The sequence below is a fragment of the Akkermansiaceae bacterium genome, assembly GCA_017798145.1.
Taxonomy (GTDB): domain Bacteria; phylum Verrucomicrobiota; class Verrucomicrobiia; order Verrucomicrobiales; family Akkermansiaceae; genus Luteolibacter.
In genome coordinates, this window is record CP059069.1 from 1,870,095 (window position 1) to 1,884,265 (window position 14,171).

Genomic DNA, 14,171 nt, shown 5'->3' on the forward strand with positions numbered 1-14,171 from the left:
TTGAGGATTGGAAATTGGAAATTGGGGAAGGCACCTGTCAGATCTTGATGGTGATGTCGACACCGGCTGGGAGGTTGAGCTTCTTGAGCTCATCGACGGTGCGGGCGGTTGGATCGACGATGTCGAGGAGGCGCTTGTGGGTGCGGATCTCGAATTGCTCGGCGGACTTCTTGTTGACGTGGACGGAACGGTTGACGCTGAATTTCTCGATGCGGGTCGGAAGCGGGATCGGACCAGCAACACGTGCGCCAGTGCGCTTTGCGGTCTCCACAATTTCGAGGGCCGAGCGGTCGATGGCGCGGTGATCGAAGGCACGCAGGCGGATGCGGATTTTCTGTGACATGGGATGAGGTGGTTGTTGGTTCTGAGATTTGGTGGAAGACTTAGGCGACGCGGTCGATGGCGATGGCCTCGACGATGTTGTTGGGGACTTGTTCGAAATGGGAAGGAGTCATCGAGTAGGATGCGCGGCCGGAGGAGAGGGTGCGGACGGCGGTGGAGTAGCCGAACATTTCCTTGAGCGGAACCTTGGCGGAGACGACGGAGAAGGTGCCTTTGGACTCCATGTGCTGGATTTGGCCGCGGCGGCGGTTGAGATCGCCCATGACATCGCCCTGGTAATCGTCCGGGGTGGTGACCTCGACGGCCATGATGGGCTCAAGCAGGATGGGGCCGGCGTTCTTGAAGGCGTCGCGCATCGCGAAGATGGCGGCCATGGTGAAGGCGTTTTCGTTGGAATCGACGTCGTGATAGGAGCCGTCGAGGATATCGACGTGGGTGTCGATCACGGGGTAGCCTGCGATGACGCCGTTGGAGGTGGCCTCGCGGCAGCCCTTGATGACGGCGTTGATGTATTCCTTGGGGATCGAGCCGCCGATCGTCTTGTTCTCGACGGTGATTCCCTTGCCCGCCTCGTTGGGTGCGACGGAGAGGATGACGTGGCCGTATTGGCCGCGTCCGCCGGACTGCTTGATGAGCTTGCCTTCGCCCTTGGCGGCTTTGGTGATCGTCTCGCGGTAAGTGATCTGTGGTGCGCCGGTGTTGGCATCCACCTTGAACTCGCGCTTGATGCGGTCGACGATGATCTCGAGGTGGAGTTCGCCCATTCCGGAAATGATGGTCTGGCCGGTTTCCTCGTCGGTCTTGACCATGAAGGTCGGGTCTTCATCGGAAAGGCGCGCGAGGGCAAGGGCGAGTTTTTCCTGGTCGGCGACGGTGCGGGGCTCGACGGCCATGGAAATGACCGGCTCCGGGAAAGTGGGGGGTTCGAGGACCACATCATGGCCTTCTGCGGCGAGGGTGTCACCGGTGGTCGCGTTTTTCAGACCGACCATGGCGGCGATGTCGCCGGCGAAACAGGCATCGATGTCCTTGTGTTCGTCCGCCTGGATGCGGATGAGGCGGCCGACGCGCTCGGACTTGCGGGTGCGGGGGTTGTAGACCGTGTCGCCCTTGCGGATGACGCCGGAATAAACGCGGAAGAAAACGAGTTTCCCGACGAACTTGTCGGCCCAAAGCTTGAAGGCGAGGGCGGTGAACTTGGCGTTGTCGGTGGTGGGGATCTCGATTTTCACCTCTTCGTTTTCCGGATCCATGCCGGTGGTGAAGGGGATGTCGAGGGGGGAGGGAAGGTAGTCGATGACGGCGTCGAGGAGATATTGGACGCCCTTGTTCTTGAAAGCGGAGCCGCCTGCGATCGGGACGAGCTTGTTGGCGATGGTGGCGCGGCGGATGGCCTGCTTGAGATCGGTGAGGGTGATTTCCTCCTCCATGAGGAATTTCTCGCCGAGGATCTCGTCGCAATCGGCGGTGGTGGAAACCAGCTCGGCGTAAGCGGCCTTGGCGATCGCCTTCTGGTCTTCGTCAAGCTCGGTGACGGTGTAGGTGGAGCCGAATTTGTCGTCGTCGGAGTAGTAAACCGCTTTTTGGTTCACCACGTCGATCTGGCCCTTGAGGTTTTCCTCGGCACCGATGGGGATGAGGATGCGGACGGCGTTGGCTCCGAGCTTCTCCTTGATTCCGGAAACGACGTTTTCGAAGTCGGCTCCGGTGCGATCCATCTTGTTAACGAAGACGATGCGCGGGACCTTGTATTTGGTGGCCTGGCGCCAGACGGTCTCGGTCTGCGGCTGGACGCCGGCGACCCCGCAGAAGACGACGATGGCGCCGTCAAGCACGCGCAGGGAGCGCTCCACCTCAGCGGTGAAATCGACGTGTCCGGGGGTGTCGATGATGTTGATGCGCTGTTTCTCGTCGCTGAAGAGCTTGGTGACGCCTTCCTCGACATGCTGCCACCAGTCGGTGGTGACGGCGGCGGAGGTGATGGTGATTCCGCGTTCGCGCTCCTGCTCCATCCAGTCGGTGGTGGCCGCACCGTCGTGCACCTCGCCGATCTTGTGGATCATCCCGGTGTAGAAAAGGATCCGCTCGGTGAGAGTGGTCTTCCCTGCGTCGATATGCGCAGCGATCCCGATATTGCGGGTCCGCTCAAGCGTATAAGGACGGTCTGGATGGTTGTGGCTCAAATTTTGAATCTAGCGATTGATTAGAAGCGGAAGTGGGCGAAGGCGCGGTTGGCTTGGGCCATTTTGTGGACGTCGTCGCGCTTGCGGACGGTTGCGCCCTGGTTGTTGGCGGCGTCCTTGATCTCGTTGGCGAGGGCGACGTGCATCGGGGTGCCCTTGCGGTTGCGGGCGTATCCGACGAGCCAGCGCATGGCGAGGGACTCGGAGCGGTCGGGATCGACCTCAAGCGGCACTTGGTAAGTGGCACCACCGACGCGGCGGGACTTGACCTCGACGCGCGGTTTGGAGTTTTCCACCGCGCGGGTGATGACTTCCAATGGATCGACGGTGTCGGTGCCTTCGTTGGCGCGCTCGATGGCGGCGTAAACGATGCGCTGGGCGAGCGAGCGCTTGCCGTCCTGCATGACCTTGGTGATGAGGTGACCGACGACGGGGCTGTCGTAACGAGGGTCGCGACGGTCGGGCTTGGTGAAGATTCTCTTGCGGCGTGGCATGATTCTTTGGGGTAAAGGTTTCGGGAAAAATTACTTCTTCTTCGCAGGGGCGGCGGCTTGGCCGGGCTTCGGCTTCTTCGCACCATACTTGGAGCGAGCCTGGCGGCGCTTGTCGACCCCGAGGGTATCGAGCGAACCGCGGACGATGTGGTAACGGACACCCGGAAGGTCTTTCACCCGGCCGCCGCGAACGAGGACGATGGAGTGCTCCTGGAGGTTGTGGCCTTCACCACCGATGTAGGCGATGACTTCGAATCCGTTGGTGAGGCGAACCTTGGCGACCTTACGGAGCGCGGAGTTCGGCTTCTTGGGCGTCCGGGTCATAACCTGGAGGCAGACACCGCGGCGCTGCGGGCAGTTGACGAGAGCGGGCGATTTCGACTTCTCGACCGGGACCTGGCGTCCCTTGCGAACTAGCTGATTAATGGTCGGCATGATTTCCTTCGTGTTACTGGATTTGTCTTGAAAAGTTCTTGGGACAAACCGGCACGAAGACGGGGCTTTCAAAACCCGTGATCGCTTTTTTCCGGAGCTGCACCCGATAATTTCCCCTGTTTTGTGGGGGCCACCGTTGTTTTTCGGGGTGACCCAGCCTCGCTGTGGGGGGCGGGACTTTATCCATCGCCCCCGTCCTGACAAGACCTTTTTGGGCTTTTTTGAAAAAAGTTTCCTTTCCCTGTCAAGGCACCGGCTTTCCCCCATATTCCGGGCATTCCTGCCTTGTCCTGCCGGAAAATGGGTTCGTTTGGCAAAAATCCGTTTCATGGTGATTTCGTGTTTCTTAGAATTGTATGGCCAGCGGTGCGGGAACCGCTTCCCCGTTGCGTATGCGCTGCACCCGTTCGAGCTGCGCCATGGCGCGGTAGAGCTGCCGCTCCAGCTTCGTCTCGTAGCGCAGGATCTTGTCGAGCACCTCGGCGGAGCGCACCTCCCCCAGAAAATCCTCCAGGAAGGCACACCCCACAACGGATGCCTGCATGGCCCGGGTGCCTCACTGAACCCATGGCGCGGGAAACACGGTTGGTGCAGGGACGAAGACGCCGAGGGATTCTACATTTGCCATCGCCTCGCCGTTAGGACTACAAGCTGTCATGCGTATTTTGGTATTTTTCCTCGTCGCCTTCTCTTCCGCATCCGCACAGACGGATGCCGGCAAGCTTCTTGCGGATGGTTTGAAACAGGCCGTGGCTGGACTCGCCCCCGTCCCCGTAAAGGACAAGGCCGCCGTTCTCGCCGCCACCACCGAACTGCTTGCGAAACACATCACCTTGCGGGCCGATGGCAGCGCCTCGGCCTATTACACCATGTCTTCCACACGCCGCCCGATGGAGTGGCGGAAGTTCGTCGTCACCCGGATCGTCATCCAGCCTGTCAGCGAGGCCGACCGCCTCAACGGCATCACCCAACGCTACCTTGTCGCCTTCGGAAGCGAAGCCCACCGGACTTGGGACTTGAAAACCAACACCTGGGGAGAATGGCGGCCCAACGGATCGGTGCTTTTTCCGGCGGGGATCTCCTTCGAATGGAAGGGCGGCGCTTGGGTCGCCCGCGAATCCACCCAACTGAAATACTTCGTCCCCGGCCCCGGTGAATCCGTCATCCGCCCGGAACGCACCGGCAACGACGCGGGACTGCCGCCGGGGATGTCGCGCGGGAAGTGAAACGGCTGCATTTCATAAATTAAAAACAATACCTTTCCTAAAAATCCAAATATGGCATCTGAAAAGCAATTTCGTGGAGAGGCAATGGTTTACGCAACTATGAGCAAACTGCTCTTGAGAGGATACAACGCGGCAAAGCCAATTTTTGACGAAGGAGATGGAGATGACTTCTGGGTTGCCTTGAAGGGTTCATCAGACCGGATCAGAAAAATACAGGTGAAATCGGCTCGCCTAACCAAGTGGGATAAACGCATAAGCATGTCTGTAAAGATACAGATGCCCCAATCGATTTTGGACGGCACAGTAAATGTGGTTGTAGTCGCATTGTGGGATGAACAACAATCATTCATCGGATTATTCGATGCTAGTGACGTCAGAATGCTTCACGATAGCGGAATTGGAGGCTCGATTAATCGGAAAAAACTCACCCACACACCACACTTTGGTTTCCGTTTCAAAGTCGATCTGTCGCAGGCCTCTCCGAGGGTTACCTGCGGGACTGAAAGCCGAGATGTTACCCGTCACTTCAATTGGCGCGGAGGAAGATGGGACGAACTATTTCCTTTGGAGCGTTGGGCGAACCTCTGATTGCATGAAGTATCCTAGAATAGACATCGAAGAAACATTTGCAGAACTCGTTCGGGATTCCGGAGGAGTCGTCTTGGAAGACAAGTTGCCGAAGTCACCTTCGTTTGAGAACGCGGATTACGTGTTTCATCATGAGCGGCTGGTTGCTGAGCTCAAGTGCCTGACGGAAGACAATGTGAATAGCCCAAACATTGAGTCCAAAATCGATGCGTTGATTGCCGATTGGCACGATCAAGGAAAAATTCAAACCAAACAGCGCGATAAAGAAAGTTGGCGCAAGATGCCGCAGGAGCTCCAAACGAAAATCTATGAAATCAGCACGAAGTCCATCAAGCGGCGGATTCAGAAAGCCAACGCCCAAATTCGCGAGACGAAACGCGAGCTAGGTTTGGACAATTACCTAGGCATGGTGATTTTGGCAAACGACGGAATTTATTCGCACGGCCCTGCAGCCTTCATCAATGCAGCCATGGTAGCCCTCAAAAGGGATTTCAGCGAGATCGACTACGTTATCTTTTTCACTGCCAATCTTTTCACACGTCTCAAGGAAACTCCGGAGCCTGCGCTAATCTGGATAGGAATTGACCTGCAACGCGGTGCCAAAATCGATGGTCAATTCATCGATCGCCTAGGGCGCGATTGGCGGTTGCTCGTATGTAAAAAAACCGGACTTCCTGGTTTCGATCAGGAGTTGAACGATATGGAGGGGTTTTGGCATTCCACTCATATGCCACGGGAGTAGCTGGGATGATTTCCTATTATTCAAAACCGGATGCAATCCTCCGTCACAAACTCCCCATCCTCCTGCTCCTGATATCCGATCACACAGTATCCGGGCGGTCATCCAATGCCGCACCGCCCACATCGCATTATGCCGGTTTCGACATCAGCAGTTATGAGCTTAACGATCATGTCACTGCGATTCGGGAGGCGAACCAGCATGATACTTCAGTGGTATATCCGGGGCGTCTGCGGCCACCCTTCTGGTCACAAGGAATGATCTTAGTGGATCAGTGGGATGCGGCACATTTTCGACCTTCATACGTGTGGCGGGTGCCGCTCGGTCAATATTGCTCTTTCGGACGATGCTGCGCACCAGTGCTTCATCCCGCCCAATCAAGAAGCGTTCGGTCTCCCGAGCGACCGTGAGATTAAAATCACGAACCTGCGTGCGATTAAACCTAAAGTGACCGAAGCCCCCACCATATTTTCCGATCAGGAGTGCAACTTTCTGCGTCAGAGGGAAAAGTTTTGTGATCTTTTCTGATCCCAGTCCAATAACCGGCTCCCCGCTACGTATGAATTTCTCAGGAACTACATAGCCTATCGGTGAATCTGTTGTGATAAATGAACATCCTCTTGCCGCGTGTACTACGACCCAATCCATCAGGGCGATGTCCTTTGATGCTCTACTGGTTTGATCCAACATCAAGCTAATCGTGTTGTTCCTACTGCCCTTCATCGAGAATTGTTCTTCGTGGATAAATTTGTACATGCTCTCAGCAGTTACATCACCCTTCTTTTCTTTGCATTTGAAGACTATCTCCGCAGCTTCGACCGTGGGAACCATTTCTTTGAGAAGAATTTTATGAACTGCGTCAGCCATTTCATCGATCTCACGTTCAAATCGCGGAGTCCGTGTATGTTGGAAAGCCAAATAGTAGGCTAAATCGGCACGCTGCTCAGGGTTGATTTCTTGACCAGCTTCCAGTGTTTGAATCGCGGTTTTAGCCCGCCCCTCGAATTGCGAGAGCATTCTTTCGATGTCATAATCTCTTTCACCTGTTTCGCTCGTTATTGCGTAATAATGCCCGATGACAGCGGTGTTCTTTGGCTGCTGACGGCGATAAGAATCTTCCTTGCGATCATAGACCCATACGTAACCATCTCTTGCAAATTTATGGAGATAGAATTCAGGGAGGAAGTGGTGGCGCTTCGGATTCATGACGCTGACGATGATAGCACATGCGTTCTTTTTCCACACGCCAACGCGCAGGGGGAGCGGAGGGCGCACCAAACTTCTTCAAACCCTAATACAATCCCCCGTGACAAACGCCCCATGCTCGTCCACCGGCAGCGGCAAGCCGGGCGGGGTGATGGGTTCTCCGGCGGCTTCCTTGGCGGCGCAGGAGTGGTTGAGGGCGAGGAGGAAGGTGAGGATGTCCGCGCCCTTGGGCATGGCGTAGGCGGCGCGGACGGCGGCGTCGAGTTTCGCCTGGGCTTCGCGGAGAGGGTTCGCGCCGGGTTCATCGAGGGTGCGGTAGAGGTCGCGCAGGGACCAACCCATCTTCTCCATCACCTCGCGGCGGAGCCGGCGGAGGGCGACGGCTTCGATCTGTTTGCGGATCCAATATTGGACTTGCACTAAAGACGTCCTGACGTCAAATTCCAGAACATGAGTTACGAAGCCCGTCAACCCAACCGCCCAGGAGTAGTTCGCGACGCCATCATCGAAGTTCTTGCGGGTACGACTCAGCCGCTTTCTCCAAAAGAGATCCACGAAATGGTCTCCGAACGGATAGGAGAAACGCCCGCTTCCTCGATTCGATCCTATCTCCAAAACAACAGCGAAACCTTCTTCAAGAAGGTAGGCCGCGCCAAATACGAGATAGCAACTACTTCACTGGCTGAACCCGAAGCTGAATACAAGTGCCGTGACTTGTTCAAAGCCAAGGAACCAGTCCAATTTTTCACATCAGGACTTGCCCGTGTTTACCTTCAGGATTGTTTGGATTGGCTTGAAAAGGCCAATCCGAACAGCATCCACGCCGTGGTCACCGATCCACCCTATGGTTTAGTCGAATACACTAGAAAGGAGCAGGACAAGCTTCGCTCCAAACAAGGTGGAGTTTGGAGGATTCCGCCTTCATTTGATGGCCACACCCGCTCGCCCCTTCCGCGCTTTACCACTCTTACGAATGGGGATCTCAAGAACATCGGCGAGTTCTTCAAGCTTTGGGGACAACTAATTCTCCCGATTCTTGTCCCTGGCGCAAATGTCGTGGTGGCAACAAATCCCCTAGTTTCCCACATCATTTCAATGGCTCTTGCTGGTGCCGGATTGGAGAGGCGCGGTGAAATCGTCCGACTCGTAATGACAATGCGCGGAGGAGACCGCCCCAAGGCCGCCCACGATGAATTTCCAGATGTCAGCGTCTTGCCCCGCTCAATGTGGGAACCTTGGCTGGTATTCAGAAAGCCAGTCGAAGGAAGAATCCAAGACAACTTACGAAAATGGAAAACCGGCGGCTTCAGACGTCCAGATCAAGACCGCCCATTCGGCGATGTGATCCGCTCGAGTCCAACCCGTGCGAGCGAGCGGCAATTGGCTCCGCATCCAAGCCTAAAACCACAGGAGTTTTTGCGTCAATTGGTTCGTGGCGTCCTGCCCCTTGGTGAGGGCGTTGTATTGGACACGTTCTCAGGAGCCGGCTCTACTTTGGCCGCAGCGAATTATCTAGGCTACGAGTCGGTCGGACTGGAAATTGACCCGGAGTATTACTCTTTGAGCAGGAGGTCGATTCCCGCGCTCCAGGCGTTGAAGACATTCTGAAAAGCCATTTAGGCTCTGTAGATCCAGTTCTTTCGGAGTTTCTGAATGCCTTCCGCATGCAGCGTTGCTGTACGCGTGCCTAATTCGCCCCTCGCGTTCTTACGAAAGTCGCTTACATCCACTTCACCGAGATAAACCTCGGTGAAGTGCATCGGCTCCCTGTCAACTGCCGGTTCTCCAATGTTGTCCATGCGATAAACAAAGACGCACATCCACTGTTTCCGCGCTCCATGTGTATCCACAGCACCACCCGCCTTCTTTGTTGCCTTGATCTCCACGCCTTCGCTGCCTGATTTCACGGCGTTGCCGGGATAGACTCCGTTCACGATTAGGTCGGGATGGCCATTGAAATAGCTATTCTCGGTCAGCGACCTGGAATGAGTGGCTAAACTCGATGTCATCAAGTCCGACAGCAAACCTGACATCATCGCCGGGCGCAGCAAATCGTCCAGTCGCCGAATTCGTTTTTCGACAAGGTTCGAGTTCACATCGTGGAAGAAATCATAAACATCTTGCATTGCCATTTCAAAATCCGCGAGACGGAGCCCATAAGGTAGATGCGCTTCTTTGTTGAAATTTTCACGTATAACGACGGCTTTTTTAATCGGCATGGCTGTTCCCTGTTAGTGAGAATGCTACAGGACTTCAAGCCGAACCTCGACTACTGGGCTGCGGCAGGTCTATTGCTCTTTGAAGGAGGAAGGCGAGCGCCTCGGCGCGGGCGGGCAGATCCGCGAGGGCGATCTTCTCGACGGGATCGAAGAGCTGGTCGTAGTGGCGCTCCAGTTTCCTGCCGCGCGATTTCATCTCGATGAGGACGCGCTCGGGCCACATGAGATCGGCGAAGTTCTTGCCCTTGGCTCCGCCCTTTTTCGCGAGGCGCGTCTCGCGGGTGGCACCGGCTTCCTTGATCCCATCGTGCCCGAGGGCGCGGAAGAGATGGTCGAGGAAATCGGCGGACTCGCCTTTCTCATCCCCCGTGAGGTGGGTGCGGACGTAGGTGACGAAATCGGCAAGGGAGAAATCCGGCATAATTTCGCGAAAGGCTAACAGGAGGGTGCAGGAAGCCAAGCGCCATCGCCTTAGCTGGTCGTCCCCGGCATATCTGCGGGTTTGAGCTGAGATGTGGCTAAAAAAATCGTTCCGAGCGAGACCTAGCGTTTCTTCGCCTGGCCCATGGCCTGGGTGAACCAGTCGTTTCCGGCGGGTGCCGCCTGGGGACGGTTGTCGCGGCGCTGCGGGGGGCGGTTCTGGTTTCCTGCGGGAGTCCCCCTGTTCTGGCGGGGCTCGAAATCGGGCTTGGATTTCATGGAGAGGGCGATGCGGTTCCGCTGCAGATCCACTTCCATGACGGTGACCTGGACTTTCTGGCCGACCTTTACAACCTCCGAGGGATCGCGGACGAAGTTGTCGGAAAGGGCGCTGACGTGGACGAGGCCGTCCTGGTGGACTCCCACATCAACGAAGGCTCCGAAGGCGGTGACGTTGGTGACGATGCCGGGGAGTTTCATGCCGACGGTGAGATCGGCGGGTTTTTCGACGCCCTCTGCGAAGGTGAAAGCCTCAAAAGCCTTGCGAGGGTCGCGGCCGGGTTTTGAAAGCTCGGCGAGGATGTCCTGGAGAGTGGGGAGGCCGACTTCTTCGGATACGTATTTCTTGAGATCGATTTTCTTGCGGAGGGACTCCTCGCGCATGAGATCGGCGACCCCGCAGCCAATGTCCGCAGCCATTTTCTCAACGAGTGCGTAGCGCTCCGGGTGGACGGCGGAGGCATCGAGCGGGTGGGCGGCATCGCGGATGCGGAGGAAACCGGCGGCTTGTTCGAAGGCTTTTTCGCCGAGGCGGGGAACCTCTTTCAACTGCGCGCGGGAGGTGAAGCCACCGTTTTCCGTGCGGAAGGCGATGATGTTTTCCGCGAGGGAATTGCTGAGGCCGGACACGTAAGCGAGCAGGTGCTTCGAGGCGGTATTCAACTCGACGCCGACTCCGTTCACGCAACTTACGACCGTGTCATCCAGGGAGGTCTTGAGCGCACGCTGATCGACGTCATGCTGGTATTGCCCGACCCCGATGGCCTTGGGATCGATCTTCACAAGCTCGGCGAGCGGATCCATGAGACGACGGCCGATGGAGACCGCGCCGCGCACGGTGACATCCTCGTTGGGGAATTCTTCGCGGGCGGCTTCGGAAGCGGAGTAGATCGAGGCTCCGCTCTCATTGACCATGATCACCTGGATGGAGGCGGGGAGCTTGAGTTTTTTGATGAACGACTCGGTCTCGCGGGAGGCGGTGCCGTTGCCGATCGCGATGGCCTGGATGTCGTGCTTTTTGATGAGGCCGACGACTTCGGTGGCGGCTTCGTAAAGCTGGCTGTTCGATCCCGCGGTGCAGTAAAGCACGGTGTGGTGGAGGAGTTTTCCCTGGGCATCGAGCACGACGGTCTTGCAGCCGGTGCGGAAGCCGGGGTCGATGGCGAGGGTGCGCTTGCGGCCGAGGGGCGAGGCGAGCATGAGCTCGCGGAGGTTGTCGGCGAAGACCTGGATGGCCGTCTCATCGGCGCGCTTTTTGCCGAGCAGGCGCATTTCCGTTTCCATGGAAGGCATGAGCAGGCGCTTGCAGCCGTCCTCGGCGGCGAGGCGGACTTGCTCGGCGCAGGCGCCTTTTCCGGTGACCCAATCAGCGGTGGCGATGCGGGCTACTCTTTCTAACGGAACCTCGACGCGCATGAAAAGGAAGGCCTCCTTTTCGCCACGGCGTATGGCGAGCATGCGGTGGGAGGGGATGCTTTTGAAAGGCTCGGACCACTCGAAGTAGTCGCGGTATTTCGCGGCATCGGTTTCCTCTTCCTTGCCATACATGATCTTGGAGGAAACGGTTGCCTCCTCCTCGTAGATTTTCCGGACTTGGCCGCGCAGGTTCGCGTCGTCCGCCACGCGCTCGGCGATGATGTCGCGGGCACCGGCAAGGGCGTCTTCGGCGGTGGGGACTTCCTTTTCCTTATCCTCGCTGAGGTTGATGTATTTCGCGGCCTCCTCGGTGGGGTCGGCGTTCTGGTTTTCGAAAATGAAATCGGCCAGCGGGGTCAGGCCGCGCTCGACGGCCTTGGTGGCGCGGGTCTGGCGCTTCGGGCGGAACGGGGCGAAAATATCCTCCAGAGCGGTGAGTGTGAGGGCGGCGAGGATTTTTTTCTTCAGCTCATCGCTGAGGAGCTTCCTCTCATCGAGGGATTTCAGGATGGTGGCGCGGCGGGAATCGAGCTCCGCGAGCTGGAGCATGCGGTCGCGGATCGCCTGGATCTGCACCTCGTCGAGCATGCCGGTGGCCTCTTTCCGGTAACGGGAGATGAAGGGGATGGTCGCGCCCTCGGCGAGGAGCTTGGCGGTGGCGGCGACCGAGGAAAGGCTGATTCCGGTCTCGCGTGCGATGAGTTCGAGATGGGCTTGGGAGGAGGATTCGGGGGTGGATTCGGACATGGGTGTTGGGGCGGGGAAACTAGCTGCGGATCACGCAGCGAGGCAAGCGGCATGAGATGCTGGACTGCAATCCGATCAACCCAGCCATTTCCTGACCGTAACCAGGTCGTTTTTCATCGCCGCAACGGTATCTTTCACCACGTCCCCGCCTTTGACATATTCGATGTGGATGGAAACAGGGATTTCGGGCGGGAGCAGCTTCGTGACGAACTTGCCGGCCAGCGGATTCACCATCCCCTCGCCCAGCGGGCATGCCTGCTGTTGCTTCCCAGCGATCCGGTAATCCTTGAAATACACCGCACCGATGTGTGGCAAAGCCCGACGGAAGTTCATTTCCCAAGCGTTCGCCCCCTCCACCGTCGCATGCGCGAAATCGAAGGCCATGCCGAGGTCTTTCACATCGATCCCCTCCAACATCCCGACCATGTCCCAGATCGGGCCGCCGACGTAGTTGTTGCCTCGGTGGTTCTGGTAAAGCCCCTGGATGCCGATCTCCTTGTTCAGCGCGGCGAGATCGGTGAGCTGGGCCTTGAAATTCGCCACCTGCGGTTTGATCGGCTTGGAAAGGTCATACTTCAGGTGCTCGAGCCGGTAGCGCCTGATCCCCGATTTCGCGGCGGCGCGGAGCTGATTTTCGGCAAGGCCTGCCTTGTCCACCTGATTGATGCTGGAAGCCATGATCGTGACCTCGAGATCCTTCTTGGCCAATGCGGCGACGAGGGCCGGGAGCTTGCCCTCCATTTCCTCGGGCTCGATATGGCCGCCCTTGCGCAAGGGTGCCTCAAGCCCGGCAATCCCCAGCGGGGCGATGGTTTCCGCGAGTTCGTCGAAGCTGAGCTTCTCCAGATACTTCGTGAAAACCGCGATATCGCGCCCCGGTTTTTCCTCCGCAGCCGAGGCTTTCCCTCCCGCCAGCACCCCCAATCCAACCAGCGAAGCCTTTCCGACAAAAGATCTGCGATCCATGGATCCAGCCTATGGCACAGCTTCCGCATGTCAAAGCATCCCGAAAACACATCCGGGACAAAAAAGTGCCGCCAGGGAACCGCGGCAAATGTGGACAAACTACCGTTGCTCCGATCAAGGCCTGGCGGGGTTCGCTTGCCATACCTCCACGGCCCCTGACAGCGGGGGAAAGGAAAACCAACGCGGCACCGCCCGCAACAACAAACTCAGTTTTCCCAGCTGCGCACCCGCAGCGCCTCGGCGGCGGCGCGGGCTTCCGCCTCTTTCTTGCTCTTGCCCTTGCCGGTGGCGAGCAGCTTGTCCTGCCATGTGACCTCCGCCTGGAACACGCGGCGGTGGTCCGGCCCGCTTTCGCCGACGATCTGATAGACGGGGGCGACCGGATGGATGGCCTGCAGGCATTCCTGGAGCTCGCCCTTGGGGTTGCGCTCGTCGGGGCTTTCCACCATGCCGTCGATCTCAGACTCGAAGAGCCGCAGGATCAGATCCCTGGCCGCGACCAGGCCGGAATCGAGATAGACCGCGCCGATGAGCGATTCGAAGGCGTCCGCGAGGGTGGAGAGCCTGCGACGCCCACCCGTGGCCTCCTCGCCCTTGCCCAACAGGACATAATCGCCCAGGTGTATCATCATGGCGAAGCGGGCCAGCGCACGGCGCGAAACGACGCGGGAGCGGAGCTTGGTGAGATGTCCCTCGGTGGCGTCCGGAAAGAGCTTGAAGAGCGCCTCGGTCACGGCGAGCTGGAGGACGGCATCGCCGAGGAATTCCATCCGCTGGTTGTCGAAGTGCGGGCGCTGTGTCTCGTAGGCAAGGCTCGGATGGGTCAGCGCCTCGGCGAGCAGCAGCGAGTTGCGAAACTTGTATTGGATCCGGCTTTCGAGCGGTTGCATCAACAGGTTCTGTTTTCACCG

16 protein-coding genes and 1 other RNA gene are annotated in these 14,171 nt (G+C 57.9%); 4 read left to right on the plus strand and 13 right to left on the minus strand.

All coding sequences use genetic code 11. The annotated features are described in order from the left end of the window. Positions 1–37 precede the first annotated feature (37 nt). From rpsJ to HZ994_07950, 5 genes are all read right to left on the minus strand, one after another. Positions 38–343 carry a 30S ribosomal protein S10 gene (rpsJ, locus tag HZ994_07930; protein ID QTN32262.1) on the minus strand — a complete coding sequence of 102 codons (306 nt, stop codon included), beginning with the start codon at positions 341–343 and terminating at the stop codon, positions 38–40. Between the two features lie 40 nt (positions 344–383). Next, positions 384–2,534 (minus strand): elongation factor G, encoded by a 2,151-nt coding sequence (gene fusA / locus HZ994_07935; GenBank protein ID QTN34343.1) that lies wholly within the window; start codon positions 2,532–2,534, stop codon positions 384–386. Positions 2,535–2,545: 11 nt separating this feature from the next. Beyond that, positions 2,546–3,019: a 30S ribosomal protein S7 gene (rpsG, locus tag HZ994_07940; protein ID QTN32263.1), complete on the minus strand. Its 474-nt coding sequence runs from the start codon at positions 3,017–3,019 to the stop codon at positions 2,546–2,548. A 30-nt stretch (positions 3,020–3,049) separates the two neighbouring features. Then, positions 3,050–3,454, minus strand: a complete 405-nt coding sequence (locus HZ994_07945) for a 30S ribosomal protein S12 (protein ID QTN32264.1) — start codon at positions 3,452–3,454, stop codon at positions 3,050–3,052. Between the two features lie 346 nt (positions 3,455–3,800). Beyond that, the gene (locus tag HZ994_07950) at positions 3,801–3,998 is read right to left on the minus strand and encodes a hypothetical protein (protein ID QTN32265.1); all 198 of its coding nucleotides are present in this window, start codon (positions 3,996–3,998) and stop codon (positions 3,801–3,803) included. A 112-nt stretch (positions 3,999–4,110) separates the two neighbouring features. Between HZ994_07950 and HZ994_07955 the strand changes: the two genes are divergently transcribed. The 3 genes from HZ994_07955 to HZ994_07965 all read left to right on the plus strand — a co-directional run bounded on the left by HZ994_07955 (position 4,111) and on the right by HZ994_07965 (position 6,010). Continuing rightward, positions 4,111–4,680, plus strand: coding sequence for a hypothetical protein (locus tag HZ994_07955; protein ID QTN32266.1), 570 nt, complete (start codon positions 4,111–4,113; stop codon positions 4,678–4,680). Between the two features lie 99 nt (positions 4,681–4,779). Then, positions 4,780–5,268 (plus strand): hypothetical protein, encoded by a 489-nt coding sequence (locus HZ994_07960; protein ID QTN32267.1) that lies wholly within the window; start codon positions 4,780–4,782, stop codon positions 5,266–5,268. A 4-nt stretch (positions 5,269–5,272) separates the two neighbouring features. After that, a complete protein-coding gene (locus HZ994_07965; GenBank protein QTN32268.1) occupies positions 5,273–6,010 on the plus strand; it encodes a hypothetical protein in 738 nt (245 codons plus the stop codon). A gap of 171 nt (positions 6,011–6,181) precedes the next feature. Here HZ994_07965 and HZ994_07970 read toward each other — a convergent pair whose 3' ends face one another. Together HZ994_07970 and HZ994_07975 are read right to left on the minus strand one after the other, a co-directional pair. Then, complete coding sequence (locus HZ994_07970; protein QTN32269.1) at positions 6,182–7,213, minus strand: DUF4238 domain-containing protein; 1,032 nt, start codon at positions 7,211–7,213, stop codon at positions 6,182–6,184. A gap of 78 nt (positions 7,214–7,291) precedes the next feature. Beyond that, a complete protein-coding gene (locus HZ994_07975; protein ID QTN32270.1) occupies positions 7,292–7,633 on the minus strand; it encodes a hypothetical protein in 342 nt (113 codons plus the stop codon). A 30-nt stretch (positions 7,634–7,663) separates the two neighbouring features. Here HZ994_07975 and HZ994_07980 point away from each other — a divergent pair, with 30 nt between their 5' ends. Then, positions 7,664–8,821, plus strand: a complete 1,158-nt coding sequence (locus HZ994_07980; GenBank protein ID QTN32271.1) for a site-specific DNA-methyltransferase — start codon at positions 7,664–7,666, stop codon at positions 8,819–8,821. An 8-nt stretch (positions 8,822–8,829) separates the two neighbouring features. Here HZ994_07980 and HZ994_07985 read toward each other — a convergent pair whose 3' ends face one another. The 6 genes from HZ994_07985 to rnc form a co-directional block, all read right to left on the minus strand. Beyond that, on the minus strand, positions 8,830–9,432 hold the full coding sequence (locus HZ994_07985) for a hypothetical protein (GenBank protein ID QTN32272.1): 603 nt from the start codon (positions 9,430–9,432) through the stop codon (positions 8,830–8,832). Positions 9,433–9,466: 34 nt separating this feature from the next. Further along, on the minus strand, positions 9,467–9,853 hold the full coding sequence (locus HZ994_07990) for a hypothetical protein (protein QTN32273.1): 387 nt from the start codon (positions 9,851–9,853) through the stop codon (positions 9,467–9,469). A 122-nt stretch (positions 9,854–9,975) separates the two neighbouring features. Further along, positions 9,976–12,294, minus strand: coding sequence for an RNA-binding transcriptional accessory protein (locus HZ994_07995; protein QTN32274.1), 2,319 nt, complete (start codon positions 12,292–12,294; stop codon positions 9,976–9,978). 75 nt (positions 12,295–12,369) lie between these two features. Continuing rightward, complete coding sequence (locus HZ994_08000) at positions 12,370–13,260, minus strand: TIM barrel protein (GenBank protein ID QTN32275.1); 891 nt, start codon at positions 13,258–13,260, stop codon at positions 12,370–12,372. 66 nt (positions 13,261–13,326) lie between these two features. Then, positions 13,327–13,421, minus strand: an RNA gene (gene ffs, locus HZ994_08005) — signal recognition particle sRNA small type. 45 nt (positions 13,422–13,466) lie between these two features. Beyond that, positions 13,467–14,150 carry a ribonuclease III gene (gene rnc, locus HZ994_08010; GenBank protein ID QTN32276.1) on the minus strand — a complete coding sequence of 228 codons (684 nt, stop codon included), beginning with the start codon at positions 14,148–14,150 and terminating at the stop codon, positions 13,467–13,469. Positions 14,151–14,171 lie beyond the last annotated feature (21 nt).

What these genes read in the sequence shown, in the direction of transcription:
- rpsJ (QTN32262.1), bottom strand. Translation starts at nt 343, where the DNA reads ATGTCACAGAAAATCCGCATCCGCCTGCGTGCCTTCGATCACCGCGCC.
- rpsG (QTN32263.1), bottom strand. Translation starts at nt 3,019, where the DNA reads ATGCCACGCCGCAAGAGAATCTTCACCAAGCCCGACCGTCGCGACCCT.
- HZ994_07945 (QTN32264.1), bottom strand. Translation starts at nt 3,454, where the DNA reads ATGCCGACCATTAATCAGCTAGTTCGCAAGGGACGCCAGGTCCCGGTC.
- HZ994_07950 (QTN32265.1), bottom strand. Translation starts at nt 3,998, where the DNA reads ATGCAGGCATCCGTTGTGGGGTGTGCCTTCCTGGAGGATTTTCTGGGG.
- HZ994_07955 (QTN32266.1), top strand. Translation starts at nt 4,111, where the DNA reads ATGCGTATTTTGGTATTTTTCCTCGTCGCCTTCTCTTCCGCATCCGCA.
- HZ994_07960 (QTN32267.1), top strand. Translation starts at nt 4,780, where the DNA reads ATGAGCAAACTGCTCTTGAGAGGATACAACGCGGCAAAGCCAATTTTT.
- HZ994_07965 (QTN32268.1), top strand. Translation starts at nt 5,273, where the DNA reads ATGAAGTATCCTAGAATAGACATCGAAGAAACATTTGCAGAACTCGTT.
- HZ994_07970 (QTN32269.1), bottom strand. Translation starts at nt 7,213, where the DNA reads ATGAATCCGAAGCGCCACCACTTCCTCCCTGAATTCTATCTCCATAAA.
- HZ994_07980 (QTN32271.1), top strand. Translation starts at nt 7,664, where the DNA reads ATGAGTTACGAAGCCCGTCAACCCAACCGCCCAGGAGTAGTTCGCGAC.
- HZ994_07985 (QTN32272.1), bottom strand. Translation starts at nt 9,432, where the DNA reads ATGCCGATTAAAAAAGCCGTCGTTATACGTGAAAATTTCAACAAAGAA.
- HZ994_07990 (QTN32273.1), bottom strand. Translation starts at nt 9,853, where the DNA reads ATGCCGGATTTCTCCCTTGCCGATTTCGTCACCTACGTCCGCACCCAC.
- HZ994_07995 (QTN32274.1), bottom strand. Translation starts at nt 12,294, where the DNA reads ATGTCCGAATCCACCCCCGAATCCTCCTCCCAAGCCCATCTCGAACTC.
- HZ994_08000 (QTN32275.1), bottom strand. Translation starts at nt 13,260, where the DNA reads ATGGATCGCAGATCTTTTGTCGGAAAGGCTTCGCTGGTTGGATTGGGG.
- rnc (QTN32276.1), bottom strand. Translation starts at nt 14,150, where the DNA reads ATGCAACCGCTCGAAAGCCGGATCCAATACAAGTTTCGCAACTCGCTG.